The sequence below is a fragment of the Shewanella sp. Iso12 genome (genome assembly GCF_012030025.1).
GTDB lineage: Bacteria > Pseudomonadota > Gammaproteobacteria > Enterobacterales > Shewanellaceae > Shewanella > Shewanella algae.
In genome coordinates, this window is the sequence record NZ_JAAUHW010000022.1 from 1 (window position 1) to 26,563 (window position 26,563).

At 45.7% G+C, this 26,563-nt stretch carries 22 protein-coding genes, 1 tRNA gene and 1 pseudogene; 8 read left to right on the forward strand and 16 right to left on the reverse strand.

Features of this window, described 5'->3' with window-relative positions:
• Positions 1 to 160: 160 nt before the first annotated feature.
• The 9 genes from HCX89_RS22140 to HCX89_RS22190 form a co-directional block, all read right to left on the reverse strand.
• On the reverse strand, positions 161 to 1,015 hold the full coding sequence (locus HCX89_RS22140; protein ID WP_167717477.1) for a hypothetical protein: 855 nt from the start codon (positions 1,013 to 1,015) through the stop codon (positions 161 to 163).
• A gap of 246 nt (positions 1,016 to 1,261) precedes the next feature.
• Positions 1,262 to 1,648: a hypothetical protein gene (locus tag HCX89_RS22145; RefSeq protein ID WP_167717475.1), complete on the reverse strand. Its 387-nt coding sequence runs from the start codon at positions 1,646 to 1,648 to the stop codon at positions 1,262 to 1,264.
• Between the two features lie 31 nt (positions 1,649 to 1,679).
• Entirely contained in the window at positions 1,680 to 2,492 is an 813-nt protein-coding gene (locus HCX89_RS22150; protein ID WP_167717479.1) for a hypothetical protein, read from the reverse strand.
• Between the two features lie 644 nt (positions 2,493 to 3,136).
• Entirely contained in the window at positions 3,137 to 4,690 is a 1,554-nt protein-coding gene (locus HCX89_RS22165; protein WP_254428414.1) for a hypothetical protein, read from the reverse strand.
• Positions 4,691 to 4,758: 68 nt separating this feature from the next.
• Positions 4,759 to 7,869, reverse strand: coding sequence for a MobF family relaxase (gene mobF / locus HCX89_RS22170; protein ID WP_167717483.1), 3,111 nt, complete (start codon positions 7,867 to 7,869; stop codon positions 4,759 to 4,761).
• Positions 7,866 to 9,842: a type IV secretion system DNA-binding domain-containing protein gene (locus tag HCX89_RS22175; RefSeq protein ID WP_167717485.1), complete on the reverse strand. Its 1,977-nt coding sequence runs from the start codon at positions 9,840 to 9,842 to the stop codon at positions 7,866 to 7,868. The genes mobF and HCX89_RS22175 overlap by 4 nt, the downstream gene beginning before the upstream one ends.
• Positions 9,829 to 10,185 carry a hypothetical protein gene (locus tag HCX89_RS22180; RefSeq protein WP_010377289.1) on the reverse strand — a complete coding sequence of 119 codons (357 nt, stop codon included), beginning with the start codon at positions 10,183 to 10,185 and terminating at the stop codon, positions 9,829 to 9,831. The genes HCX89_RS22175 and HCX89_RS22180 overlap by 14 nt, the downstream gene beginning before the upstream one ends.
• A gap of 11 nt (positions 10,186 to 10,196) precedes the next feature.
• Entirely contained in the window at positions 10,197 to 10,589 is a 393-nt protein-coding gene (locus HCX89_RS22185; protein WP_039036070.1) for a hypothetical protein, read from the reverse strand.
• A complete protein-coding gene (locus tag HCX89_RS22190; protein WP_039036071.1) occupies positions 10,589 to 11,053 on the reverse strand; it encodes a hypothetical protein in 465 nt (154 codons plus the stop codon). Before HCX89_RS22190 ends, HCX89_RS22185 begins: the two co-directional genes overlap by 1 nt.
• Positions 11,054 to 11,529: 476 nt before the next feature.
• Between HCX89_RS22190 and HCX89_RS22195 the strand changes: the two are divergent.
• The 3 genes and pseudogenes from HCX89_RS22195 (at position 11,530) to HCX89_RS22205 (ending at position 14,451) form a co-directional block, all read left to right on the forward strand.
• Positions 11,530 to 12,203: pseudogene (locus HCX89_RS22195) on the forward strand (IS5 family transposase).
• A gap of 186 nt (positions 12,204 to 12,389) precedes the next feature.
• Complete coding sequence (locus HCX89_RS22200) at positions 12,390 to 13,490, forward strand: PIN domain-containing protein (protein WP_167717487.1); 1,101 nt, start codon at positions 12,390 to 12,392, stop codon at positions 13,488 to 13,490.
• A 1-nt stretch (position 13,491) separates the two neighbouring features.
• Positions 13,492 to 14,451 (forward strand): bacteriophage abortive infection AbiH family protein, encoded by a 960-nt coding sequence (locus HCX89_RS22205; protein ID WP_167717489.1) that lies wholly within the window; start codon positions 13,492 to 13,494, stop codon positions 14,449 to 14,451.
• Between the two features lie 123 nt (positions 14,452 to 14,574).
• Here the strand turns inward: HCX89_RS22205 and HCX89_RS22210 are convergent, their stop codons facing one another.
• The 4 genes from HCX89_RS22210 to HCX89_RS22225 form a co-directional block, all read right to left on the reverse strand.
• Positions 14,575 to 15,282, reverse strand: a complete 708-nt coding sequence (locus tag HCX89_RS22210; protein WP_174840218.1) for a replication protein P — start codon at positions 15,280 to 15,282, stop codon at positions 14,575 to 14,577.
• Positions 15,282 to 16,115, reverse strand: coding sequence for a hypothetical protein (locus HCX89_RS22215; protein WP_144222268.1), 834 nt, complete (start codon positions 16,113 to 16,115; stop codon positions 15,282 to 15,284). The genes HCX89_RS22210 and HCX89_RS22215 overlap by 1 nt, the downstream gene beginning before the upstream one ends.
• Positions 16,112 to 16,345, reverse strand: a complete 234-nt coding sequence (locus HCX89_RS22220; RefSeq protein WP_072036831.1) for a hypothetical protein — start codon at positions 16,343 to 16,345, stop codon at positions 16,112 to 16,114. The genes HCX89_RS22215 and HCX89_RS22220 overlap by 4 nt, the downstream gene beginning before the upstream one ends.
• Positions 16,346 to 16,721: 376 nt before the next feature.
• Positions 16,722 to 17,288, reverse strand: coding sequence for a hypothetical protein (locus tag HCX89_RS22225; protein ID WP_167717493.1), 567 nt, complete (start codon positions 17,286 to 17,288; stop codon positions 16,722 to 16,724).
• A gap of 407 nt (positions 17,289 to 17,695) precedes the next feature.
• Between HCX89_RS22225 and HCX89_RS22230 the strand changes: the two genes are divergently transcribed.
• Together HCX89_RS22230 and HCX89_RS22235 are read left to right on the forward strand one after the other, a co-directional pair.
• Positions 17,696 to 18,280, forward strand: a complete 585-nt coding sequence (locus HCX89_RS22230; protein ID WP_167717495.1) for a hypothetical protein — start codon at positions 17,696 to 17,698, stop codon at positions 18,278 to 18,280.
• A 401-nt stretch (positions 18,281 to 18,681) separates the two neighbouring features.
• Positions 18,682 to 20,796, forward strand: a complete 2,115-nt coding sequence (locus tag HCX89_RS22235; RefSeq protein WP_167717496.1) for a hypothetical protein — start codon at positions 18,682 to 18,684, stop codon at positions 20,794 to 20,796.
• Positions 20,797 to 20,819: 23 nt separating this feature from the next.
• Here HCX89_RS22235 and HCX89_RS22240 read toward each other — a convergent pair whose 3' ends face one another.
• Positions 20,820 to 20,960, reverse strand: a complete 141-nt coding sequence (locus HCX89_RS22240) for a hypothetical protein (RefSeq protein ID WP_167717497.1) — start codon at positions 20,958 to 20,960, stop codon at positions 20,820 to 20,822.
• A gap of 284 nt (positions 20,961 to 21,244) precedes the next feature.
• Here HCX89_RS22240 and HCX89_RS22245 point away from each other — a divergent pair, with 284 nt between their 5' ends.
• The 3 genes from HCX89_RS22245 (at position 21,245) to HCX89_RS22255 (ending at position 23,824) form a co-directional block, all read left to right on the forward strand.
• A complete protein-coding gene (locus HCX89_RS22245; RefSeq protein ID WP_167717498.1) occupies positions 21,245 to 22,447 on the forward strand; it encodes an IS4 family transposase in 1,203 nt (400 codons plus the stop codon).
• A gap of 140 nt (positions 22,448 to 22,587) precedes the next feature.
• Entirely contained in the window at positions 22,588 to 22,815 is a 228-nt protein-coding gene (locus HCX89_RS22250; protein ID WP_039036185.1) for a DUF4224 domain-containing protein, read from the forward strand.
• Positions 22,808 to 23,824, forward strand: a complete 1,017-nt coding sequence (locus HCX89_RS22255; protein WP_144220302.1) for a tyrosine-type recombinase/integrase — start codon at positions 22,808 to 22,810, stop codon at positions 23,822 to 23,824. The genes HCX89_RS22250 and HCX89_RS22255 overlap by 8 nt, the downstream gene beginning before the upstream one ends.
• A 92-nt stretch (positions 23,825 to 23,916) precedes the next feature.
• Here the strand turns inward: HCX89_RS22255 and HCX89_RS22260 are convergent.
• Together HCX89_RS22260 and HCX89_RS22265 are read right to left on the reverse strand one after the other, a co-directional pair.
• Positions 23,917 to 23,993: transfer RNA gene (locus HCX89_RS22260), tRNA-Trp, on the reverse strand.
• A gap of 177 nt (positions 23,994 to 24,170) precedes the next feature.
• Positions 24,171 to 25,775, reverse strand: coding sequence for a DKNYY domain-containing protein (locus HCX89_RS22265; protein ID WP_144218983.1), 1,605 nt, complete (start codon positions 25,773 to 25,775; stop codon positions 24,171 to 24,173).
• Positions 25,776 to 26,563: the final 788 nt, after the last annotated feature.

Sequence of the window (26,563 nt, forward strand, 5' to 3'; positions counted from 1 at the left end):
ATAAAAAAGGCAGGTTAGCTGTACTAGCTCAGACCTGATCTGACAGTTACCCGATTTTTGGGTGCCGTTGTCAGATTAGATTTGGGCTAAATTCTTTTCCGCTGTGAACACCAAGCGATTTTCATTACTCCAGCTTGATCAAAAAAATCGTATTATATAGTTAATCAACTATCCAATAACGCATAGGATCTTGCTTACCCCACATTAGCTTTGTCAGAATACAATGCGAATTTTGTTGACGATAAAGCTTATCGATAAGTGATGGCATTTCTGCCAAATATTTATGCTCACAGAATTTAAAGACTTTTCCAGTACAAGAACCTTGATCCGGAAATAGCGTTATATATGTATCGGCCCCATTACCTTCTTTAGCATTTTTGTACACAAATGAATCGTAGCCCCGACTAATAGCCCAATCTTTTAGTTTAAAGGTCAAATCTTGCCATACTAACTCAGTGTTTGATTTAAATGAAAAATCCTCACCTATTGCAATCGATCTATTTTTTCGCTCTTTCAACTTACTTGAAAAAATCCGATTTATCTCTCTCTTCCTTTTTATCCCACTGATATTCACCAAAGATTCTCTTATATAGAATTCTACGTGATCTATATATATCAAACCATTAAATGGTTCGAACAATTTATAAACTTCGTTTAACTCTGATGGTGATATATTTTTTGTGTCAACGACTTCAGGTCCGGCACTCCCAATCGGATCATCCTCCCATAAGTCAAGTAATCTCAATGATCGCTCGGTTTTCACTTGATACTCATAGATGTAAAATTTCTTTGCAAATTCACTGAAAAGTTTCGTAAATTCAGGAATTGATTTTTTTTCAATTAAAATTCCATTTATGTCAATAATATTTACTTGTCCACCTTTGATCATATATGAGTTTTGATGTGCAAACATACTATCAATTCTATCAGCCGAGACATCTGGGCTGGAACCAAAATGACTTAGAACAAATTTATCGTTACTTATCTTCTCTTTACTAACATTATAAAAATACATCAACCCTCCAAGATAACCGTTTTAATTAAAAATCTGATTTTATCGAATAAAATAAAAATTGATAGAACCTAAAGCCACACTGTTAGTAATACAATTCACTAAAACCATTGAATAGCCAATACTTCACAAGATGACTTTTAGCCTCATTAACATACACCAAAGTATGGTTGATTTTAAACCACTATATATGGCAAAAAGGCAGGTAAACCTGCCTTTTTTTAAAAATATTAAAATTTGGGGTAGTTCTTATTTTGCCTCATCCGGCTTAAGCGCTACTAATTCCTCTATAGGGCTTGGTCCTGTCTGGTAATGAACTACCACGGGGTTATTGTAACGAACATCAGAGAGGTCCAGATGTAATCCCACTTGGCTCTCTCCTGTCACATCCTCCAGGCAACGTCGAGATTCCATATCAAGAGCAGCCATATATTTCTGTTCATCACTTTGAGGACCGAGCGACATGGTAATGAGACAGTCTTTTCCATGCTCAATCTTGTAAGTAACATCAATAGTGTCACCTCTTGCTGGGAACCTAAAAACCATAAGTGACGCGTCGTTAATTCCAGGCTTTGTCGCACACCCAGCCAAAGAGAGCATAGATGCGGTAGCCACTGCTAAGATTGCTTTTTTCATTTCAGTTTCCTCATTTATTTGAATGTAATTCTCAACGACCAATTGACTGTTTTTTGTCGCGGTCGATTCTTTTTTCACTGTGTTGTTGGTGCTGAATTGACGATGCAACTTGGCGTTCTTTTTCTCTCGATTGAGCCTGGGATATAGATTTTTGATGTTCTGGGCGAGGTTGATATTGGCTGTACTCTTTCTTGGCAGAGTGAGATAGCTTGTTATAGGTACTAACTATCAGCTTATCAGCCTCCTTCTGTTGACCGCTTTGCTCCAACCGTTTGGCATTGCTTATTGCATCTGACATCAGTCCATGCAGCTGTTCTGTTTTTACCTCTAGTTGAAGGCGGGATAACTCAACACCAAGGGCTTTTGTCATTTTCCCAATATCTTTTTTTAGTTCCTGGGCAGCTTGTTGTTGCTTAGCATTATCTGGCTCAAAAAAGATTTTCTGGATAGCCTTTGCAGCCATCCACACCATGGCTCCCGCTGCTTCAGTGAAAATATCGTTCTCCAGATAACCTCTTTGATAGTTAGAAAGCGTTTTAGAAAGCCAGTTATCTTGGGTTGGTTTATCGAGCCCCATGCTTTCAACTTGCTTTATTAGCAACTGGACAGAATCAACAATTTTCATCTGCTGCTCTGATAGCTGTCGATACTGCTCATTCATGTGAGCATGATCAAAAACGCTAGTTTTAATCTGCTCATTTTTAATAGGATGACTATTCATACTTTGCACAATTGACTTAGCCGCCGATTCAAGCTGCCCAACCAACTTGTTAGGGTCAGAGACATCAGCTTTGCTAAGTTCTTGATAGAGCGCCGCAACTTTCGCTTTTTCGTTCAATTCCACTCCAATTACCTCTTAATGACGATGTTTTACATGTAGGTTTCCATTAACCCACTCTGCGCTAATGAAATTATTGGGCTCGGTAATGTGTTCAAAGTGGCTAGCTGACGCCTCTATGTCTGCATGTAAGCGCTCGATATCAGCCTGATAAGTCCGCATTTCATCCACAAGACTGGACAGTTGAGAGTACAGATCAGGGGTGGGCTCTCTTCTGAAAATCTTTCTGAAAATACTGATAATCATTGAGTCCCCCTTTGATACCAAGAAGCAATAGGTTCGAAGTGATCTCCCCACTCCATGATCTTCAAAAAGTCATCGGTGTTATCGACTCTGGCAAGTCCACAATATGTTTTTGTGTATCGACCATCGAGGCACTTTAATACCGTGAAATGAAGAGGTTCACCAGACGCTGCTCTTGCAGCGGTTACACCTCGTCTTTGATGAATGTGAGCGTCATTTATTGGAAGTACTAATCCGTTAACTTGAATCTCTGCCGCCATAGTGTCCTCATTTATCTTTACTCTCTTTGAGCTAATATTTTCTCAGGTGAGCAAGCTTTAGATGGCACGCCAAACTGCCCAATTTGGACAAAAAAGAAAGGGGCCTGAGCCCCTAAAAGAATGAGTGAAGAAGTTGAATTCGATGATCTAGCGTTTGTGTTCGCCAGCTTCTATCTGTTCGCGAGAAAAGACTGTGGGACAACGTGACAGATCCGGTTTTCCATAACCATTCACAGCCTCAGACCTGCTACATATGTAGGCATCAAACCGACCTGCCGCTTGCATCATTTTTTCTTTGGCCTTCATTGACTCGCTTGCCTTTTCTAGGTAATCACAGGCAGGATAAGACCAAGTTGCGAGTCCAGAATGGCCTGCCGCATATGTGGAGCAGGTTTCCCGCTCCATGACTTTTTCTTTGTAACTTGCAATACCACTTCCTTTTTTCTGGAGTTGAGTCTGAATAATTGAGTCGTGCTGGTACGGACCGGGATAGCTCCAATAAGGCACCTGATAGCTGTTGAATGCAGGAGAGTACACCGACATAAACCCGCGAAGGCTCTCGCTTTCGCCAGCAATGTAATCAGCAACACGTTTCCAGTTCCCATCTGTCCATTTCAAGCAGTGATAACCACCATCCGCTTGACGAGGTTTAGCTCCCAGCGCGATAGCGAGCTCATCAATCTCAATGTCACTATCCTGGCTGCTACTACCTGTACCAAACGCTGCACACATACCACCCACGTGCATTACGGATATGACACTGGAGCGCCCAATTGCGAACGGTCTGATATCAAACGCATCAAAGTATCCAGTTCGTTGATAATTGTAGAAGTTGGCAGCAATCATATTCATTGCTCCAGATCTGGATTGCATGTTTAACACATCACGAGACATTTTAAGCGCACTATCCCAACCAACTCTCGACGCCGCTGCCGCAATAAGGCTGCCCATCACATCATTATCATGAGACGAGATAGTGTATTGAACAGATGAAACTGGAGTCCGCACTGCACAGTATTCGTAGTATTCATTAAAGGCTAGATCCTTACGCGCTTGTAGAGCGGCTGCATTGTGGTTCACCAAGAATTTATCCAAGCTCAGTTCCTGACCGTTCTCCGTACACTCACTACCTCCATTGATTAGACAACGCTCATAAAGCTCAACCGTGCTTTTGAAAGAGGCAACGTTGATAAGCGCATAATGGCTGATGAAATCGTCTACTGAGAACATTTGACCAGAATTATTGAAGCAATCATGGAATCCGTACTTCATGGCCTTATCTGCTTCATCGGAATAGCGATCTACTTTTGAAAAATTCACCTTCCTTTCTTTTTGGCGTCGCTCATCGTTGGTTGTACGAATGCGCTCCAGGGCTGCTGATTGATAACCAGGCTCTAGCAACGCCTCGGTCCAAGAATTGAAGGTTTGCCACTCGGCACCTAAATTTGCCACCATCTTAGCTGCCGAGTTGAATGCCTCCTCATTGCCGAAGTCTTCCTGCCTGAATCCAACGAGTTTCATGTCGGCTAGTGCCGCTTGTATGTCCGGATCTATTTTTTCAATTTTTTGGACCGACGTATCTGTCTTAGTCTTGCCAGCGATGTTAGGCATGGTCGCGGAGCAACCTGCCAGTGCAGTCATTACAGCGATTGACGTAAAAAGAACTTTCACTTTTAGATCTCCCTTTTGTTCTGTATCCATTCCATTTTTTAATAAAAGGGCAGTACAGCCAGTACGCCAAACTGCCCTTTTGGGACAATAGACTGCAATTATCTTGTTAGACTACGTTCACTGTTGCCTCTTGATATATCTTTAGCCTGAGATCGACCAGTTGTCTGCGTTGACAAGCGTCCTGACTCTGGTTGTTGCCACAGCTTATCAATCAAGTGATCCAGCGGTTCCAGAGACTGGTAACGGCTTTCCTTAGCCGTCTGTTTTTGACCTGAACGCTGCTCCACAGCTCGGACAAGCCCTTCCTTTGAATCGGTGTATAGATACACGCGGTCCTTTGCTCTCGATATCTGCACGTAGAACTGTTCGGTGTTCAATAAAGCTTCTCGGTTGGTTTCGGCATGCACAAACACGTTCTGGGCTGTCTTACCTTGGGCAGCGTGAACAGTCATGGCGTAACCGTGATCCCAATGGGAATTAGCCAGCTTGGACATGTCAAACTCACCAGTTTTACCATTTGAAAGTCTGAAGGTTACGTTCGTGCCTTCTATCTTCTCAACTGTGGCTGTGTCGTTGTTCAATCGTCCAGTCGGCTTATCATTATCACGCCACACGATCTTCTCACCAACGGCCAAGCCACTTTCAGTGAGTTCGAACAACTGGATGTTCTTGGCCGCATAGTTCTCTGGAGAAAAGCGAATCAGCTCAGCCTGCTCATTCCCCCCCAACTTCTTCAGTAAGAGATCGTGATTCTCTCGACCAACGACCTGATAATAGAGGCCCTGCTTGATGCCCTCACGTTTGAAGCTACGCGCAAATCGAACGATTTGCCCATTTTGATACGACGTCACCACGCGCCGTTCAGCTTCGGTTGCATCGACTGGTGATAGCTGGTTAGTAGGCAGCTCTTCGCCTAGAGCACCTTCTTTTTTTAGGGCCTCACGAACTAATTCATTCGTGCGACGACGGCCCTCGCGGCTCGGCTCAAGGATAATACTTTTGGCTCGTTCATCCGGCGCAAGAGCCATGTAGTCCTTCACAAGCTCTTGTCTGCGGACTTCACCGCTTTTCTCATGGTCAATTTTTCCACTTTTCTTATGCGCGACCAATTCTTTTATCGTGCTGCCACTCTCCTGTAACCGACTTAGAGCATTAGAGGCCCTTTTCATTAGGGAGAGGTATACCGCATCCCTTGTTCCTCGGTTCGTCTGCCGAACGATTTCTTCTAGTCGATATGTTTCCATTCCATGAGCCTGAAGCTGACGAAAAGCAGCACCAGCCTCTACTGAAGCAAGCTGGCGAACATCACCGGTCAATACGACACGAGCCCCCGATTGCCCCGCACGTTGCAAGAGGTCTCGCATTAGCTTGGTTCCTACCATGCTGGACTCATCCACAATCCAAAGTTGAGGAGTTTTTTCCAACATTTTTCCAAGACCGTCACGTTCTCCCTGTAACTCTGATCTTTCATATTGGAGTTCGTCGAGTCGTTTCTGATAGAGTGGCGAATTCTCGGGAATCCGAACCCCAGTCTTTTCATCAACATATGGATTGGAGAGGGCTTTTTCGATTTGCTCTAACCGCTTATCAATTTTATCGATCTGGGTATGAGTTTTCCGTTCTTGAACCCACTCGTTGCGGTTTTGTGCCAGAAAAGACTGAATTGTTCCAGACTGAATTTCAGCACCATCAATCAAACTCTGACCAGCAGAATTCGTAGGGGTAAGCCCCCTAACCTCATACCCCATATCCCTCGCGGTCTCAGCTACAGTTCGTAGGACGGAGGTAGTTTTAGCCGTACCTGCGAACCCTTGCACTCCAACGATCCGATTCTCTGTGAGCAGAATGCCCTCGGTAGCTCTCCGTTGGTCAGCGTTCCACTCGTACCCCAATTCGTTGGCTTTCTCCTCGGCATTAGAAATGGCCGCAGCCGCCTGTTCCCGGCTGCACAATGCCTGAACTCGGTCGCGGCCAAGGTATTCCTCCTTGATCACCTCATCCTCGATGGCGATGGCCGCTTTCGACGTATATCCCCGCACATCAATCTCTTGCTTGCTGACCTGATCAAAGGTTCTAACCGACTTATCTATGAGCTGACCACTGCCAATTGCGGCATCAATCGCATTGTTAACATCAGAAAGTAGTACTCGCGATCCGGCATAACGGCTAGCCTCTTTGACTAGATCGTGGTGCGTCCAAGATGTATCACGCTCTCCAAGGTGCTCAGTCGCCCACATGACGGCTTCGTTGGCTAATTGAACCCGCGCCAAAATCGCCTCGGATTGCAGCTCCAGGGATGGGATATTTTCCCGAGACTGAGCAATGACCCCTTCCAATTCTGTCAGCTTCTCTTCGCCCAATTCTGCATGCCAGCGATTCAGAAGTTCACCACGCTCAGCAGCGACTTTTCGATCCCGCGTGTCGAGCGTGGCGGTCTCCTTTTCCCCAGCCGTGGCCGTTTCACGAGTCTTTCCCCTAGCCTCTAGCGCATCTCCGATTGCCTCTGATCGTTTCGACAGTTCACGTACAGTATCTTTACTTACCCCAGCAATCTCCCAGGTCCCATCTTTACCCTGGTTCTCTAGTCGAAAGCCCAGTGAACCAACCTCTTGAGCGAGAAATTGACGGTAGACCAGACCAAGGTGCTTTTGGTCAATGAAGATTGGTTTATTCTCCGTTGAGCGCCACTGGCCGTCATTTCGCTGTGTTAAGTTCATTACCACGCAGTGTGTGTGAAGCTGAGGATCAAGGGCACGACTGGTTGTGTGTTTGAAAGTGGCTGCGACCAGCGAACCTGTTTTCTCGTATTCAACGGTATCCTTAGTACGGTTGCGATTCCTTGTGACAATATATTCGCTCTCTATATATTGAAGTACCGCTTGGACAGCCCGATCATGGGCTTGGAGAAGCCGTTTGTCGCCTGCTACCTCTGCCAGAATAGAAACACTCTTAGGTGCTGAAAAAGTGAGGTCGGTCCCTGGTTGGTGTTTCCACTCGCCGTCACGAAAAGTGCCAACCTGTTGACCGTCTGGGAGCCGCCCATCCAGAAGTGATTTAAAAGTTTCCCGCTCCACCTCACCAACAAGACTGAGAGCCTCAGCTCCAGAGCCTACCCATGCGGAAGGAGATAGCCCGTCTACATAGTAGTCATCATGCTCAAAGTAATGACCGGCAGCTCCGGCACTTTTAATAGAAGACGCAGACATCATGATTTTTTGCCTCCTTTCCCAAGCAGGCCAAATACCAAATCATCATCCATTCCAACCGTTCCCAATACTGAATTTAGTTCCTGCTCTAAGTCACTTGGGCTTGGTATTGGCCTTTTAGACTCATCAACGTCCCGCTCATCGGAAAGCTCTTTCGGAACATAGCCAACATCAGCTTCCATTTTTAAGGCTCGTGCGGCATTGAGCAGGCGCATACCAACCGTTTCATTCTCATCACCTTGAATAAAACCGTCAGCGATCTTCGGAAGCCTCAAGAAAGGAATATCAATACGGGCTTTACTCTCCGCACCCCAAATTTTGGCAAAACAAGACAAATCAGGCAGGTCCATGATTTCACTGGGAAGCACAACTTTTCGGTTTTGACGTTTAGAACTGACCCGAACGCCGTCTCGAATGTCATCGGCGGAGTAGTTTAAGTCTTCATCAACTTCCTCACGCTCAGCTTCACCAAGTACCTTGGAGACCCATTCCGCAGTGTCGGCATTATTCAAACGGAAATGAAGCTGCGTGGAGCATAAGCCAAGTATGGTTTTAGAGGTGTTTTTCCCGAACTCTTCCTCTAGCTGGTTTATTTCCTGAATACCCAAAACAACAGCCGCACCGAAGCCCCGCCCTTCGGCCATCAACATTGAAAGAGCAGGAATTTTTTTGAGGCTTGGTAGCTCATCGACAACAATCCAAAGAGTCCGTTCGTTATTAACCCCACGCGCCATCAACCCTTTGGCCGCAGCTTGTATCCAGGTCGAGATGAGAGGTTTCTGTATTTCTATTTCAGATTCTCGTACTGGTAAGAACAACCAACTATCATCGGCATTAGGTTCATCGCCTTCTGCTATCCAATCTCTTATTGAGAAGAATCCTTTTTTATTCTCTTCTTTCAACAGGCGAAGTGGACGAACACCATCTACGATGGTTGAACGGATACTTTCGAGAGTTCGCTCGTTATCTTCATTGAAATATGTCGCTGCTGGAGTGCCTGCAACCAGTTCTTTGAGTAACTCAAGGTCATTCCACGCTGTCGCCCGAAGAAGTGAAAGCAATGACTTCGGTCCATCTAGATATAAATTCTGAAGTGCGGCTGAAACAACGGCTCTGGCAGCGGATGTAAAGAATTTCTCAGAACCGCTATTACTATTAGAACTAGGTAAAAGTGTCTCAGCTATCCAGTCTGCATCGAATGGTGAGGCCATTTCTTCCCATGGAGTCCATTGGTGTGAGCGGCTATCTGCCGGATTGAGTATGTGATCAACTCTGTCCCGGTAGAACATCTCTACGAACTCGCCTTTCTTGTCATATACCACGGCTCGGTCTCCACGAGCACGAATAGCTTTAAGCAAATGAGTTAGTGCAGTAGATTTACCGGCCCCGGTGGTGCCACTAATCAAGGTATGCTTTTTTGAAAATCCTGTGGGTAAAGGGAAATCGCCGAGGGTTAAATCAGAAACACCATGCTTTTCTACGATTTCTCCTTTCAATTTTTCGGCTGAAACAAGTTTCGCACCTCGAATATATTTGTCTTCTTTGATTTCCTTACCTCTTTTAACGGCCCTAACAACAAGATAAACACCAATAGGCAAGTACAATACAAAGAGCGAAATGAAAGCCAATCCAAAGGATTTGAGAAGCTTAACAGCAGCTTCCTGGAATAGTGGTTCATTTATCACCACAGAGGATGGCAGAGAGTCGCGTCCATCTAGGGCAACACAGGTTCCTATAGTCACGCTTGAAAATGGTTGTACTAGTGCCTTCAATTGTGCCCAAAGATATGTACTGGCGTTTTGCAAGACACATTCATCGGCGTCTATTCCGATGTATAACAGGCCACCGACAATCGCCAACAAAACACCAGGCAGAAAGATCCAAATTCCGCTGAATAACAACATCTGCTGGCTATGAAGCCATGTATCCGCACCACGAACAAAGTCACCGACTCGACCTTTTCTAATCGTTGCCATTTTCAGCACCTCCAATGAAATACTCTCGCAAAGCATTTGTGCGGGCTGAAATGACCTGTTTAGCCTCAGCCATTTCATCCTCAGAGCAGGTCTTTTTGAGCAGAAAATCGGTGGTTGCTACGTTGATCGACAGCAGGTTAATTAGCTGCTGATAAATCTCCTTCTGATCCACTTGTACATTTCTGATTTCGTGCAGTGTTGAGTCATTATTTAATGCCTGCTCAATCAAAGACACCGCCGTTTTACTAACCGTTTGCCCTGATTCTTTAGCTAGTTCCTTCAACAAAATATGTACTTGTCTAGGTGGATATATTTGTACGCGGTACGCCTTAGAAACTCCCATTGTAGTCCCCCTTATCCCTGATTCTCTTGCGTGTGACTCCTATGCAACTCTGCATGTGCAGAGGCGCCGGGAGTCCCCTCAGAAGGCGCTACTGCGCCGGATGAGACAGACCACTCGCGGTGAGTGGGGTGTGGAGAAAAATCCGGGTGAAGCACGGCTTTTTCTTGCTGTGAGATGGGGTCCCCGAGCGCTAAGCTCGGGGTGATTGAAGAAAATAGTTCCGCTAGTTTTCTGGTAGAATATTCGCGTTGCTCTGCTGCCAAAAGTGCCAACTGAGAAGCTATGGTATTGATTGCATCAACGGCGGTACTAGATTCAGCAGCGATCTCTAATATTTTTAGATAGCTGCTACCGCAGCAATGCAGGCAGGTATAAGGGTTGCTAAGACTAAATTGATTACGCATCACTTAGCCTCCTGCCATCGGATATCAATGGAATCACAGTTTGGTAAATTGAGCTCCGCCATTGATTCATAAGACCGACTGATGGCTGCTGGTTCATCTGGCCATAAACCATGTTTACCTTCATTTTTAGCTTTTAATGTTACTGAGCAAACAGGTCTCTTACCTCGATTATCCCATTGAAATTTAACTTCAGGATTAAGATACCGGCCATGAATCACTATGGAGTCACACTGATACTTGTAAATGGTCTCCCGAATCTCACCAAGATCTTTCTTAAATTGATCCGAGTTGCCAGTATCGTGAGACACGATGCATGACACATTTCCGTTTTTTTCGTCAATAACGAACAGGTCGCGGGCATTAAGGAAGTAGTGGTGCATCGTGATTGAATCAATGCTTTTGGTTGTACAACCAGCCAGCATACCGACAGCGACGAGCGCAGTAGTTAAAGTGATCAATTTCATTGGTTTATCTCCTGATTGATTAAAATCAGGATTATTTTTACTTAGAGGGGAGTCATTGTTGGCACGCCAAACTGCCCAATTTGGACAAATAAGAAGCTAGGTAAAAATAGGCCGGTATCATCCAAAAACCACCTGTTGATCGCTTTCTGATGTAGCGCAGCCACAACCTTCCTTGGTCGTCATCGAAAAGCAACCTATTGGTGGTGTTTTGGTGGTATTCAGTAGGGTTTAGGCCGTCTCAGTCCCTCAGAGTCATCGAAAAGCCACCTATTGGTGGTGTTTCGATGACTATTGAGATAAACAACGAATGCAGATTTGTTTTTACAATAGATTGGGCTTAAGGAATGCACACAAGCCTCAGGGGAGAGAGATTTAATCTTCAGATCACAGATATCGGGGGCGTTGTTTCCCAAATGCGTTGAACCATTCTGTCTTGCCGTGATCTGATCACCCGACGTATCGGAGGAGAAGCGCAGATGGGCAAGGCCAAGCACAACATCACCAATTGGGCAGTCTACAACCGGGCCCTAGTCAGCCGAGGTTCGCTGATCTTCTGGATGGATGACGCCGCTATCCGTCATTGGGATTGCCAGCACCACCACGGCGGCCGGGCCGTGGTTTCAAGTACAGCGACACCGCCATCGAAACCGCGCTGATGCTTAAGGGCCTGTTCGGTCTGCCGCTGCGGGCCTTGGAAGGCTTTATCAATTCCTTATTCCAGTTGATGGCACTGCCACAGACCTCCCCTAGCTACAGCTGCATCAGCAAGCGCGCCAAGACGGTGGATATCCGTTACCGTCTGCCCAGCAAGGGCCCCGTTGCCCACCTTGTTATCGACGCCACCGGGCTCAAGCTCTATGGCGAAGGCGAGTGGAAGCAGCGCAAATACAGCAAGGAAAAGCGCCGTGTCTGGCGCAAACTGCACCTGGCCGTTGCTGCGCTGAAAGCCGGGCAACTGGCCGAGTGGAAAAGGGAAAGCGGTTATCACCAACGCTCAAAAGCGGAAACGGCCATGTCGCGACACAAGCAGCTCATCAGCCCAAAGCTGAGTCTGCGCGACTACAACGGCCAAGTGGCAGAGGCTTTGGCCGGGGTAAAGGTGATGAACAAGATGCTGGGCCTCGGCATGCCTGTTCGTCAGGTCGGCTAAGGGCAGCCAGCCCTTTGGGGACGAGCGGCTCCGGCTCTGATTTGATCAACAACGCCTCACACATGGCTAACTCATTACTTGCACGAATATTTGTAATGAATCAATATGCCATTAGTTAGTTAACCATTCGATTATTTTATCAATTTATTTGATGACAATTTACACCATGTGTTCAAGGTATTGATTATGGAATTACAGACAAGGCTAGTTTTTATCGATACAAGCGCTTTTGAAAAGAAAAACTATCAATTTGGGCAACACGCTCTTGGTCGTCTTCAAGAACTAATTGAGGATGAGAAAATCCACTTGCTCATTACTGATGTGACAAGGAAAGAGATCGACTCCCATCTCAAACACAAATCTGAAGAAGCAGCTTCTATGATAAAGAAGATGCAAAGAGATGCGATGTTCCTAAGAAACACCCCCGACCTTGATTGTCATGGCATCTTCACCAAGATTAAAGGTGATGATATTTATGCTGTTATCAGTGAAAAATTTGATGATTTCGTCGAAAACGGCTACGTCGAAACAATTGATGTAAGCACTGTTAAACCTCAAGTTGTATTTGATGCTTACTTCAACAACCTTCCTCCTTTTGGCAAAGAATCAAAAAAGCACGAGTTTCCTGATGCATTTGCGCTAGAAGCTATTAAACAGGTGAGCTTGGCTAGAGGATATTCAGCCTATATCGTTAGTGACGACGGCGATATGAAATCATTCTGTGAGAAAGAAGATAACTTCATTCATCTTGAAAATGTCGATGACCTAATTGACTTGATTGTTCGAAGCGACAAAGCGTACGAAGAACCAGCCAAATTTGCTGATGAAATATTCGAACAACTCCTAGAACAAATCAAAGCGGATGCCCTGCAAGCTCTCGAAGATGGCGAGTTCAACTATGAAAACGCAGATCCTTTCGATGAGACTATCAATTCTATAGAAATCAACTCGGTGAATGTTGGGAAGAAAAACTTACAGAATGTCGATGCCGAGTGGGCTGAATACGAAGTAGAATTTGAGGTGGTTGTTACGGCAGATTATCGATTCTCAGATTATGACCGTTCACCTTGGGACCCTGAAGACAAGCAATATGTATTCGTCTTGAGTAATGAGTCAACAGTAAAACACAAAGAAACATACACTGCCCACATAACACTTGCCTATACCGATGGATTAAAAGCTAACGCATACATTGAAGAATTTTACTTCCAAGATACATATTTTGAGCTGACTGATAATGACTCCGAAGTCATTAGCTTCAAAGAACTAGATATCAACGGTGAATGACATGAAGCTATATGTAATAGGTAATGGCTTTGATGTTCATCATGGCCTTGACACTAGGTATACATCTTTTGGGCTTTATCTCAAAAATAACTACTGGGAAACTTATGAACTATTGCTCGACTATTACGGGTTTTCTGACTTAGACCCAGATTTTCCAACAACAATGTCAGACCCTTTATGGTCTGAATTTGAAACGAGTATGTCACTGCTTGATAAAGATTCTGTTTTAGAAGCAAACATGGATGCAATGCCAAACTATTCCTCAGATGACTTTAAAGACCGAGACCGATACACGCTTTTAATTGAAATGGAGAGAATACTGGACCTTCTAACCACTGAACTGTATAAAGCATTCAAAGAGTTCATTTTGGCTGTGCAGTTTCCTATGTTTGATCATAGCCGTTCAGTAAATATTGATAGGGATGCTATCTACCTCACATTCAACTACACAGATACACTTTCTCAATACTACGCAGTCCCCGATGAGAACATATTATTTATTCACGGAAAAGCCAATACACATGTTGATGAGCTAACTCTCGGTCATGGTGTTGATCCTGAAAATTTCAAAGAGAAGCCTGCTGAACCACCATCAGGATTGAGTGATGAAGACTTAGAGCGTTGGATAGATTATCAATCTGATCAATATGACTACTCATTCGAGCTTGGTAAGAATGCTATCAATCAGTATTTCTCAGCCACTTTCAAGGGCACAGATCAGATCATAAAAAACAATGAAGACTTCTTTGCAAGGCTCGGCAATATTGATGAAGTATATGTTCTCGGTCACTCATTAGCTGAAGTAGATTTACCCTACTTCCTGAAGTTGAGACAATCAGTCAGATCTGATGCTAAATGGGTTGCGACATTTTATGACCCTGATGATGAGGAAGTACACCGTAACACTCTGAAAGGACTTGGAATAGCCAACGTTGCAGTTGTCAGAATGGAACAGATTTAAGCAATAAAATGAAATATCATTAGCAATTGCGGTTGATTCGAACATTGCTTTTTCTAATGCGAAGGATTGAATTTTGAACATCAGCTCTAACTCGAAATTGTCCAATTTTCATTTAAGGACGGCTTACTGGCCGCCCTTCAGCATCCTTTTCAACCGTTCAATGTGCTGCTGCGCTACCTTTGGATTGACCGAACGCGCTTCCGGTTTTTGGGGTAGGGCTTTCGGAATTTCTCCGCTGAGATCCTCCCCCTCCAAGACTCGGCGTACAGTGATAGAGTACGCTCGCTCGAAAAGTGGCCAGCTTTTATCGCGAGGAAGATTGGCAAGCTCGAACTTTCCTGCCTCCCGCGCGGCGACGTACACAGCTGGATGTGTCCACTTGCAGTCAGCCGACGCCGGATGGGAGTTTCTAGACGCTTCTTTGAACGCGGCTTCAGGTGTAGGCAAACCGAATTCCGCCGGATCTGGCTGACACCATTTAACGAATTGTCCAAGTGAAGGCCAGAATGGTGATTCTGCTTGCCGAGCCTTCCTTAGTCCCCACTGGAGCTGTTGTTCAGAACTGATACCAGCTTCTACCAATCCTCGTGCCCATGATCGTTTCGCGGCGGCAATGTCGTGCTGACCTGGAAAGCTATGCTTCCATGCAGGGAAACAAGCTTGGAGTTCAGCGAAAAGCTTGTTGATGATGCCTGCCGCCTCTTGGAGGCGGTCAGGATGTGGCTGATGTTCTTTGCGAGGACGTTTAACAATCTCCTCATTTTGCCCAAACCTGACGGTCCGGGCATGACTATCCAAGGAAATGATCTTGGCGATGTTTCTTGCTGCCATTACCAACCTCCTTGCGCCCAGCTTGTATCGTTCAGGTCTTCAATAAGCGAACGATTTTGAGGGCTTCGGTTACTGGGAGTCAGCCAATCTGCCTTCAGGCCAGCCCACCCCCTCAGAACACACGTTTCAATCGCGTCGCCTAGGCAGATACCAACTTTCGCCGCCTCCCGCTCTACCAGCAGCACAGCGTCCTTTGTGAGAGTCGCGCGTTTTTTCTTGCGGATTGCTTGCCACTCTCGGGCGTGGACCGGATCTACTCCCCGAGATACAAGAGCATCAACAAAATCAAAACGCGTCTGAGCGTGGGTATTATTAATATCTTTGTTGCTCTCTGGGATCTCTTTGGAATAGTTTGCTGAAACCTCGCATTCTTGTGTGCGACAACCGTGCAAACTAGTTTGCGGATATTCGGCGTCCAGTTTGCGACTTTTCGCAGTCTGGATTTTCTGACCGCAGTCAGCAAGAAACTGTATATACGCATCATGATTTACACGGTAATGAAGTCTTGCTGGCACACCTGAACGTTTTTCTTCTAGAATTTGCATATCACACAGCTTACGGCGAATTTTTCGTAGGGCATCTCTCTGAATTCCAAGGCAGGCTTGCCAGCTCCCAAGTTCTGCGAAAATGTTGGTAGCCTCAGGATCAGGCTCTCCCTCGGCAGGTAGGTCAAACCACCCACCCGCTTCTGCCTTGAGGCTGCTCAGAAATGAAGCCTGCTGTAAAAATGCAGCCGCTTCCAGCCCAAGCGCTTGAATTGATGCACGTGGTATCGCGATGCGTGGGCCGTCGATCGCTCTAGCTAGATCCGCTGAGTTTAAAAAACTGTTCATTTATCCCCTCCAGCGACGCAGACGGGGCTCATAACAAAACGACGATTAATTTCAGCTTCTACTGCTGGATTTATAGCGGTTGGATGCAGTTTGGTGAAATGTGCAATGGCTAGGCACACATAGGCCTTATGGGTTATTGAGCCGCTTGCAGCGGCCACATCGAGCATCAATGAAAATGGTTCCGACGAAACAATCTTGCGGAAATAAGAAGGGTGAATTTGTACGTTCATAACAAACCTCAACGAATAAAAAGTTGAGGCACTGCGCTCGCGGCTGTTGATAGCACTCCGCCCCATTCGCGCCTGATTAACGGGGGGTTATGGCGATACGCTTTAACCACGTAGGTCAGAACCTACAGGGCCGCTCATGCTAACCATGAACTCGCAGTGGAACTTTCACATGTGAAAGTTTTCGCTTACCAAATCAATTAATATGCTGTTTTTTTAGGGAGGCCAGCTACCTCACCAGTTTAAAAACTTGCTATTAAGATGGAGGTAAATATCTTGCTGGCGATTCGAACTATGTCCACTCCGAACAAACTTGCGATTAGTAAGCCAGCAATTACCATTTCAATTTTTGTAATTTGTGTGTACATAACAAATCTCCTCAAAACAACGGTTGTTGGTCACCAGGTTTAGGACAGGTAGCAATATGTCCAAGACGATGATCTGTTTTTGGATGCTCCCAATTACTCTTTCCACAGGTAGGGCAGAATTTGCTAACAACTTTATCTCTCAGCCCAGGACCGCTGAATACTTCACTTTTACAATGCACACACTCAACAAAAAAAGCCTCGCCACCTTTTGTTTCCTTACAGGCTTTGTAAAAGCCAGATATATCAAAGTTTTTTCCACTTTTTAACCACTCAAATGCTTTTATAACAGCTTCTACATGAGGCATTTTTTCACGAAGTTCAACATAAACATTAATTGCCGCCGAGTACTTTATCCAATCTTCCTTTGACAGAATATCCTGCCCGTAACTAGCTCGGCGATGCTCCTTAATGGCTAAATCTTCTCTTATTTTTCTGATTTGCTTGTAAGTAAAAGATGTTTCTTCCATGACAATGCAAGTAGAAAACCCTTTTTTTACAAGATAATAGCCAAACGCCCATCGATTAAGGTGATGGTTATCTGGCAGGAACGGTAGTGGTTTAAAGATATTGGAACGCATAAAGCCCCCTGTTCAAAGTTTAAAACAATGAACAAGCGAGACCCCATGCCTTACTTGGTGTCCTAATCACAAATTGTGAATAGGCTATTTGAATGGGCTGAGTTGAGCTCAGCTAAAATAATATGCTGTTTAAAGGCCAGCTACCTATCTAAATAATAGCAAGACGGAGGGAGTTGTCAACAACTCTAAAAAATTAGCCAATCATTTCATTTAGTTAAGCTTGTTACGTCAGAACAAATTTCAATTACTGTAATTATCATAATTACGATAATACCGTAATTATCGTAACCCTAATCCTTTTCCATTTTGTCCAAATTGGGCACTTTGACGTACCAAAATATCAAGTAATCACCTTCAAAATTCCCCATGCGAAAAACGCATTTTATATTCACATGGAGATACTAGAAATGAAATCATTTAAGTACGCCGCCCTCGCAGCATTTATTACTCTTTCATCCGCCGCTTATGCTGGTACAGGCACCGGGACTGCTCAAATTTCGGCAACCCCGCCAGCTCTCTCTGTTGTTGAGATTCAACCATACACAATGACCTTGGAACGCCTGCCGGGAGCCGCCCCAACAGGCGGGTTCTCTTTAAAAAGTTGGGCGACTTATTTGGCGCAAAATCCGGAAGACACTGTACAGCCCGGTTGCTTAAAAGTCGCTGGAGATATGGATAAATCGGTCGGAATTACCATCACTAACCTGTCAAACCCGACTGCGCCTAGAGGAGCCACTCTCACCTTCAGTGGCACGCCCAAAATTGATGTCCGCACCTCTTCTATTGACTGTGCGGATGCGATTTCACAAACCGCCACAAGTGTCGGAGTGAACGCGGCACCGCTTGCGGCAACTACTTCTGCCACCGGTGAGCTCTATATCGCCTGGTCATACCGCCAGCCGGCAACTGCAAGCAGCGGATTCATGCAGCTCAGTGCCTGGGAGGAAGGGATCTTCTCTGGAACGGTCGATCTGCAAATCGACTACCAGTAATCACCCGTGTAGGGACTGGCCAAAGTCAGTCCCTAGCATTTTGGAGGTTCCATGAGATTCCTTATTCCTTTTTTCCTGATCACAGTGCTGGCCGTCCCGGCTCAAGCCCTTCAGTTGCGCCAGCATGAAATCCAGATTTCGCCAGCTTCCACTGTCGAGATTCCAGTCTCCAACTTGCAGGACAATCCGATAGTTGTTCGCATTACACCACCTGAGGGCCTTCAGGTTTTCCCTCGCCGGGCTAGGCTACTACCTGGTGAGCGGCAGGTGATAAAAGTCCGGCAGGTGGGGGAGCTGCCGTACGATAGCTGGATGGCATTTTCCTATGCCGTACAAAACGAAGAAAAACAAGGCGTTCACTCAAGAATCACGCTGAGACTCCCGGTTAGGGAGGTGTCCCGATGAAGAAAAAACTTTCACATGTGAAAGTTTTTGTGCCCACGGTATTGTTGGCCGCAGCTTTCACACTCACAGCCTCACCAACACGTGCGGATGACTACTTGATGAAGTTTGTCGTGAACGGACAAAACAAGGGGGAATACCTTGTTTCTCGAGAAGTAGATAGCGCCACGGCTGAGCCAGGGCTATGGCATGCTGCTGGTGTAAACACAAAAGAGCAACTTCCTTTGGAAAGGCTAAACAACCTTGGTCATGCAAAAATTGTTTGGTCAGAACAAACCATCTACTTTTACCCGCGTAACAACGTAGCCAAAGCCAGAAAGGTCAAACCAGAGGTTACAATTGAACCAAATGTATCCAATCTGGATGTCAAATCCTTTGACTACTTTCTCACCTATCAAAGCAAAGGTGATATTGCAGGTAACATCACGGGAACAGGCCGCGTCGGAAACCTCGATGTAGATATTAGAGCTGGACTAGGAGGGCAAGAATCATATTTCTCCAGTCAGTGGCACGACGAGGAGAACAGCAACGTCAAAGAGATTGAAGTCGGTCGTGTTCAGCGTTACGGGCTGGATGGTTTCTCACTCACGAATGAAAGTAGCCTTGCCACTGGATCATTTTCTAATGACCAAATTGAGCTTTATTGGCCTGTTGGAACACGGGTAGATGTTTACCGTGACGGAACCTATTTACAATCTCTGGTTCTGGATAGCGAGCCGTTCTCTTACAAAATCGAGCTGAATTACAGTAATAATCAATATAAATTTTATGCGGTTTTACCTGACGGCAGAACAGACACTAAAACAATCGAGAGAGCCATTTCGGGGCGGCTTGCGCCAGTAGGAGGCCTAAACTATCAAGTAGCTGTAGGCAAATCTCCAACCACTGATGAAAGCAAGTTAATTGGACGCTTGAGCTACGGGATGACCAATGAATTGTCACTTTTCGCTGGTCAGGATGAGCAGGAAAGACAGTATTTTTCCGCTTTATATTCAAGAGATGACTTTTCATTTGAGCCTGCTTGGTATGGCAGTAGTGGATACGCTCTGAGCGGTTCTTGGCAGGATGACAATCTTGCGATCTTTGGGAAATTAAGTGATTTAGACAACTATCAATTACGCTCTGTTAGTGTTTCATCACGCTCTCTGTTCCAACCAACTATTCAGTATTCTTCCCGCACGCACGGCGGCTATGAAACTCAGGAAACGACGCTACGCACATATCACAGCACGCGCCTTGAGACACTGAATACATCAATTTCTTTATCTCCATACTATTCGAGTCGTTTAGCCAATGGTGTCAGATCCAACATCTTTGGAGGGCGGATGCTTGCTAGCATCATGGAGGCGGGTTGGCAAGTTTTGGCGTCTTATGAGCACGAAAGTAAAGATATTAATGGTATTAGAGATATAGAACGTTTCAATGGAGAGGTATCAAAACGATTCGGCTTGGGGCGGATCACCTACCGCTACACGGCAAGCAATTTTAGTCATGGATGGGAAGGCCAGCAACAAAGCTTGCGTGCTGATCTTTGGAGCTGGAAATTTGCAACCCTATCTGCTTCGCTCAGCCATTCGCCTAGTGCTGGTAATAACATTACTTTATCAATTAGTGGTAGCTTTGGCCGCACGGGATTCCAGCGAACTCCCCAGAGAAGTCAAGCCACGCTTGTGTTGTCCACATGTCGGGATCTTAATGCTGATGGTATTTGCCAAGAAGATGAACCGGAAGTTAAAGGTGTTACCGCCAGTGTTGATGGTCGTCAGGTTAGAACTCCAGCCGTCATTGATTCTCTGACTCCGTACCGACGGTACGATATAGAAGTATCTGGAGATTTTGGATTGTCGCCTAGATACGATTCCATTCAGTCAGGTCGGCTAGTTCGTGGAGGGATAAACAAGCTACGTTTGCCGTTAACTAAAATTCGTGAGGTTGAGGGCCAGCTTGAGAGAGATGGAATTAGAGTTGCTCTTGTTGACACAGAAACGGGAGATGTTCTGGCGGAACAAACCACTGAATTTGGGGGATGGTATTTGTTTTATGCTCCATCTGGGCGCAAGGTCAAGGTTGTTCAACAGGCGGATGCCCATCTCGCTAAAAACTTTCACATGTGAAAGTTTTTATATCCACTTCGTCGTCAGCCGTTGGATTGCTCCTCAGAGACTGACGGCTCATCCTTTTCATCCATATCCTTTAGAATTTCCGCAGCCTTCTCATTGGCTTGCAAAACCACCTCTGGTTTCTCCTGCTCTAGAATCTGCTCTAACGTTCTTGCCATAATGCCCTCCTTTTAAGACCAAGCTATTATAAACGATAGATGTTAGATAACGAGAGGGATGACGGATGACGCCGTTGTTCTGGGGAATCTTGGGATTATTTGCCTTCTTTACAATAGTCACTATAGGTAGTCTGTACCTTTACAGTAAGCGGGATAAGCACTGAGCTAAATAACGCTCAATGCTAGGGAATCCCCAGATAATTCCCTTTTTATTCAATTCAGTAGACACGCATGGTGTTGATTGATCTAATTGATTTCGCCAAAAAACTACCAGATCCCACACCATGCGTGATGTCCATATCTTACACGATTTACTCAAAAAGCAATGCCCGCAAATACATCAAAAACGGCTTAATTCTCTGATGGTTGCTACAGAAGCATTACTTGATGGCAATCAGTTGTCACTGACTCAGCTTTGTCGCAATATCTCTGGTGCGGTGGCGCCAAAGCACAACATCAAACGGATAGACAGGCTACTCGGCAATCCGCACCTACACTCTGATAAATTCGCTATTTATCAATGGCATGCAAAGTTACTCTGTGCTGCTAATCCCATGCCGGTAATCCTCATTGATTGGTCTGATGTTCGTGAACAACTGCGGATGATGACATTGCGGGCCTCTGTCAGTGTGCAAGGGCGCTCGGTTACCCTGTATGAACGTACTTTCAAGTTTGCCGACTACAATGCTCCACGCAGCCATAAAGCCTTCCTGGCTGAGTTGGCACAAGTGCTGCCGTCCCACGTTTGTCCACTGATTGTCACCGATGCGGGTTACCGCAATACCTGGTTTCGGGAGGTGGAACGATATGGTTGGTTTTGGCTTGGCCGTGTCCGTGGGGATGTCGGCTTTCTCCTGGCCAATCATGCCCAATGGCAGTCGAATAAGTCGCTTTATCCCTCCGCCACGGCGAAAGCCCGGCATATTGGTTACGTAAAACTGGGACGAAAATCTCCTATGTGCTGTCATTTACATCTGTACAAGGCTGCGCCGAAATATCGAGCCGACAAGCGGTCATCCAAAGCAGGACGCAATCATACGGCACAACAAAGTTACCGTCTTGGTAGTAAAGAGCCTTGGTTACTGGCAACCAACTTGCCTACGGAGGCGTTTTCGTCAACGCAGGTGGTCAAACTTTATGCCAGACGGATGCAGATAGAAGAAACCTTTCGCGACCTCAAAAGTCCCCAATACGGCATGGGACTCAGACAAAGCCGCAGTCGTTGTCCACGCCGTTATGATGTGTTGTTGCTGATAGCTTTGTTGGCAGAAATCCTGCTTTGGTGCATCGGTCTGGCAGCCAGGCATCTGGGATGGCAGCGGAGGTTTCAAGCCAATACGATACGTGACAGAAACGTGCTATCTGTGCTCAGGCTCGGCAAAGAGGTGAGACGACGTCCGGAATACTCAATCAAAGAATCGCATTTTCGCTGGGCTTGGGGTGAATTTCTTAAACTGGTTAACACCTCTGGGAGGCCCGAATTATGAGGGGATCCTCCAGCGCTCAATGTGTCCGTATTGGGCAGTTTGAGAGTTCATCACTTGAAAAAATGAATGAGAAAATAGTCGCAAATATATTGGAGCCAAAGGATTAATAATTCTTTGCTCAAGCATTATGGATAACTAATATGGCGACCATTTTAAACGAAATGCTAACGGAGCAACAATTAATAGAGCTAACCGGCTATACGAAAGCAAGCGCCCAAATCAAGCAGCTAAAGTTACAAGGAATACATTATCACTTACGTAGTGACGGTAAGCCTGTAGTAACGTGGACGGCGGTAAACTACCCATTTACACATCGAGTGGTAGCAAATGACAATCTTCCTAATTTTGAGGCAATAAGCAATGGCTAAACGCAAACCAGAAGATGCATGGATGCCAAAAGGCGTATACCTGCATAAGGTTCGCGGTAAGCCTACAAGCTACATTATGAAGAACGGCAAGCGCACAATTACTTTATGCTCGGCATCTTCAACACGCGCAGAGGTTTGGACGGCATATGAGGCAGCTATTGAGAAATCACTGACCAAATACACATTCAAACGCATGGCTGACGAGTACCAGGCATCTGCAACATTCAAAGAATTAGCACCTCGCACTCAACGCGACCGCGAACGTGAGCTTGCGATGTTCAATAAGGTATTTGGGGAGATGGAGCCTGATACAATTAAACCCCATCATATTCGTCGTTACATGGATATACGAGGCAATACAAGCCGTACACAAGCCAACCATGAACTATCAGCGTGCAGCGTGGTATTCGGATGGGGTTATGAACGTGGACATTGCAAACACAACCCAGCTAAAGGCATTAAGAAGTTCAGAAACAAGTCACGAGATCGTTACATCACAGATCATGAATTCAAAGCACTCCTTGAATGCTGCGAACTTCGTCTAAGGCTAGCTTGCGAAATCAGTTATCTATGTGCTGCACGTCAAGCTGATGTTCTCTCACTGAAGTGGTCACAGATACTGGATGAAGGGATCTTTATTCAGCAAGGTAAAACGGGCAAGAAGCAGATCAAAGCATGGTCGCCGCGCCTGAAAAAACTCATGAATGAAGCAAAATCATTGCACGAAGGTGTAGCCAGCATCTTTGTGATCAACAAAACTGGTGGTGGCAAATTAACCTCTGATGGTTTGCGCAGCAGTTGGCGCCGTGCAATGGATAAGCTCGCCGTTACTCATCCTGACATTGAACGCACATTCACGTTCCACGATATCAAGGCAAAAGGTATATCAGACTTTGATGGAAACATTCACGACAAACAGCAATTTAGCGGACATAAGACCGTTGGACAGGTGAATGTCTACGACAGAAGAACAGAAGTGGTACCAACAATTGGCAGTGTTAAGAAGTGAATCATTATTCAAAATGCAGCTTAGACATTTCTAACAACTTTTCTAACACAAAGGAAACGGCCCGCATATCGCTATGCAGGCCGTCTGGAATGTGGCAGGGGTGGCAGGACTCGAACCCGCAACCGTCGGTTTTGGAGACCGCTGTTCTACCAATTGGAACTACACCCCTGTGGAACGAGGGGCATTATGCAAAAAGCCTTCCTAAAGGTAAAGGACTTTTTGGCACAAACACCTCTGATTGCAGCTTTTTCAGGCAAAGCCAAGCCGTGGTGGGCATCCAGGGTTTTCTCTAGACAAAACCAAGCAGCCGTAAACAGCGAACCAGCCCAGAACATAAGCCAAAGGCTCAGGAATATTCGGGCTCAGGTAACAACTGCCGCCAATCAAAAGTCCGTTGCTTATCATGCCCTTTTTGCTGCAGCTTAACATCTTGTCTGAAATCTGGAGCGTGAAAGGTTTTCGGATCAGCCTCAGCTATTACATGAAACCTGTCATTCCAGTCGATGCAATATACATGCTTACCATCCTTGGCAAAGTAGTGATTGAAAACTACCAAACTTGCACCATCCAATTGTTTGTTTTGCAAAAGATTACGATAAATCACTCTGCCATTATTCAGGGCAAGACACTCAGCGGAGATAAAGCGGCAATTGCTTTGGTAAACCGATTGAGACTTGGCGTTTTTCAACTCGCGGTCATGACGATAAAGCTGTCCTGCAATACTGAAATAATGGTGTCCGAGGTATTCAAAGTTCTCCAGCATCACACGACTCAATTTCTTGCCCCGATAATAGAGCGACAGGCCGTCACTCAATAGGTATTCAGAGTAAAGCTGTACAACGTCTGGCTGAACACCTTTCAATATCTTGCCACGACAGATGACTTTGCTCCCATCAGTGAAATACTCACCACCAATACAAGTAAACGTCGCGGCATTGACCTTACTGAGCTTTAACGCACAAAAATGGTACCTGTCTTCAAGGTCTCGCCAGTAGAGTTGGCAGTCATACAGATAATAGCCCTGCTGTAAATATTGGAACTTGCCCGGCGCCAGTTCAGTCAAGCATTGATACTTGTCCTTATCCTGCAGTCGTCCTGCATGGTTTCCTTGCAGACTTTCTCCCGCCAAGGCAAAAGGCGGTAGCGTGAAATAAACCGCCTGCTCAGTAACGGCAAAACCATCACCCAAAAACTGCCAGCTGAGTTCCGTTTCGTCGGTACTGCTTTTGCTGTTTAACAGCCAGGAGTATGTCTGTTCACTTCCCGGATAGAGACTGAAGAAAAGTTGAAGATCTTTTATCTCCGCACTATTCGAGTCGGCCTTCCCCAGATTGTAGCCCCTGTATTTGTCGATGGCATCGAAGCCTAATCCCGTGCGTTCGTTGAAGTTAAAGCTCAGAAAACTATCAGGGTCAGCGCCTTCAATGGCCTTGCCACGAAAATACACCTGACTCGCATCTCGGGCATAATCGCACTCCAGGCCGATGAAACTGGCAGCGCAGCTATTGTTTATTCTGGTCGAATTTATGTAGGCATGTTTACTATCGACAGCATAGTATCCCTTTCCCGGAGGTATCCTGAGTTCCCCCTCAATACGCCTACGAGCGCCAAACATCCCGGAGTAAAGATAGCGCTCATCAAATGCATACCATTCATTCAATATTCTCAAGTGACCGTGGACCAGAGGAAAGACACCCCAGCGACCGCTGCGCTCAGGACGTATATAGAGATGAGTCTTATCGCCGTAGAAGTGGCCGCCAAGATGGGCAAAAGCCTTAGTATTTATGCCATAGATAGTGGCTCCTTCCTTATCTTTAATCGGCAACAGGCAACCCTTATCATCCGCTAAGAAAAAGATGTTCTCTTCCCCCCGGTATAGATTAGCCTCAGTGCCATCGACTCTCAGCAAGCGTTCAACCGTGAGTTTCTTTTGGGAATTGGTCTGCTTCATGCCTGACTCCTTTTTCTGGCAATCCCAAGATCATAAACAACCCCAAAAGAAGCACAAGCTGTGATCGATTCATTTCCTGGGAGTCCGGTAACTGTCATCCAAGCGGCATCAAATAGTAATTGAGGGAATAATGGAAAGGTGAACGATGATAGGTTAGCAAGATAGGTGAGTCATCACCATACAGCGCCAGACATCTAGAGCTGGATTAATGCAAAATTCACAGGTTCCAAACGCAAAAAAGCCACCTTGTTCAGGTGGCTTCTTTACTTAAGCCTCGAGTACCTTTATTGAGGATACCGGTTGGGTGAAGTCTTTGTGCTCCAGAGACTGGATAAATCTGCCCAGACAAGCGGGTCAATCTATTCTCAATATCTCCACAGCACCATCTCACATGGGGGCGAAAGACATCTGCTCATCAAGCACAGCTTGATAGATGGCTGTAGCGCGAAGCAGCTTGGCTGCGAGCTGAGGGGCACACACTGCGCCAGCAGCTTTGGGCTGCATGTTAAGTCGTGCTCGCTGGAAACGAGACAAACAAAAAAGCCCTAGCATTTAGCTAGGGCTCTTTTGTTTGTTAGGCGTCTGGCGATGACCAGCTTCGAGCAAGCTCTCCGCGTTCGTCTGTCGCATCAAACTGAGTTTGATAAACGCGATAACCTCACCCTACTCCACATGGAATTGTGCCTCACTGCGTTCGGACTCTTTATCTTCCCCATGTGAGAGTGGACATTTCAAAATGCAATTAAAACGAAAAATCCCCAACACAAAGTGCTGGGGATCCATCGTTT

Coding starts and splice junctions, on each gene's coding strand:
- HCX89_RS22205 (WP_167717489.1), top strand. CDS start 13,492: ATGAAGCTATATGTAATAGGTAATGGCTTTGATGTTCATCATGGCCTT.
- mobF (WP_167717483.1), bottom strand. CDS start 7,869: ATGATGTCTGCGTCTTCTATTAAAAGTGCCGGAGCTGCCGGTCATTAC.
- HCX89_RS22165 (WP_254428414.1), bottom strand. CDS start 4,690: ATGGATACAGAACAAAAGGGAGATCTAAAAGTGAAAGTTCTTTTTACG.
- HCX89_RS22235 (WP_167717496.1), top strand. CDS start 18,682: ATGAAGAAAAAACTTTCACATGTGAAAGTTTTTGTGCCCACGGTATTG.
- HCX89_RS22180 (WP_010377289.1), bottom strand. CDS start 10,185: ATGGGAGTTTCTAAGGCGTACCGCGTACAAATATATCCACCTAGACAA.
- HCX89_RS22220 (WP_072036831.1), bottom strand. CDS start 16,345: ATGAACGTACAAATTCACCCTTCTTATTTCCGCAAGATTGTTTCGTCG.
- HCX89_RS22255 (WP_144220302.1), top strand. CDS start 22,808: ATGGCTAAACGCAAACCAGAAGATGCATGGATGCCAAAAGGCGTATAC.
- HCX89_RS22210 (WP_174840218.1), bottom strand. CDS start 15,282: ATGGCAGCAAGAAACATCGCCAAGATCATTTCCTTGGATAGTCATGCC.
- HCX89_RS22250 (WP_039036185.1), top strand. CDS start 22,588: ATGGCGACCATTTTAAACGAAATGCTAACGGAGCAACAATTAATAGAG.
- HCX89_RS22175 (WP_167717485.1), bottom strand. CDS start 9,842: ATGGCAACGATTAGAAAAGGTCGAGTCGGTGACTTTGTTCGTGGTGCG.
- HCX89_RS22240 (WP_167717497.1), bottom strand. CDS start 20,960: ATGGCAAGAACGTTAGAGCAGATTCTAGAGCAGGAGAAACCAGAGGTG.
- HCX89_RS22200 (WP_167717487.1), top strand. CDS start 12,390: ATGGAATTACAGACAAGGCTAGTTTTTATCGATACAAGCGCTTTTGAA.
- HCX89_RS22215 (WP_144222268.1), bottom strand. CDS start 16,115: ATGAACAGTTTTTTAAACTCAGCGGATCTAGCTAGAGCGATCGACGGC.
- HCX89_RS22225 (WP_167717493.1), bottom strand. CDS start 17,288: ATGCGTTCCAATATCTTTAAACCACTACCGTTCCTGCCAGATAACCAT.
- HCX89_RS22265 (WP_144218983.1), bottom strand. CDS start 25,775: ATGAAGCAGACCAATTCCCAAAAGAAACTCACGGTTGAACGCTTGCTG.
- HCX89_RS22190 (WP_039036071.1), bottom strand. CDS start 11,053: ATGAAATTGATCACTTTAACTACTGCGCTCGTCGCTGTCGGTATGCTG.
- HCX89_RS22145 (WP_167717475.1), bottom strand. CDS start 1,648: ATGAAAAAAGCAATCTTAGCAGTGGCTACCGCATCTATGCTCTCTTTG.
- HCX89_RS22185 (WP_039036070.1), bottom strand. CDS start 10,589: ATGCGTAATCAATTTAGTCTTAGCAACCCTTATACCTGCCTGCATTGC.
- HCX89_RS22245 (WP_167717498.1), top strand. CDS start 21,245: ATGCGTGATGTCCATATCTTACACGATTTACTCAAAAAGCAATGCCCG.
- HCX89_RS22230 (WP_167717495.1), top strand. CDS start 17,696: ATGAAATCATTTAAGTACGCCGCCCTCGCAGCATTTATTACTCTTTCA.
- HCX89_RS22140 (WP_167717477.1), bottom strand. CDS start 1,015: ATGTATTTTTATAATGTTAGTAAAGAGAAGATAAGTAACGATAAATTT.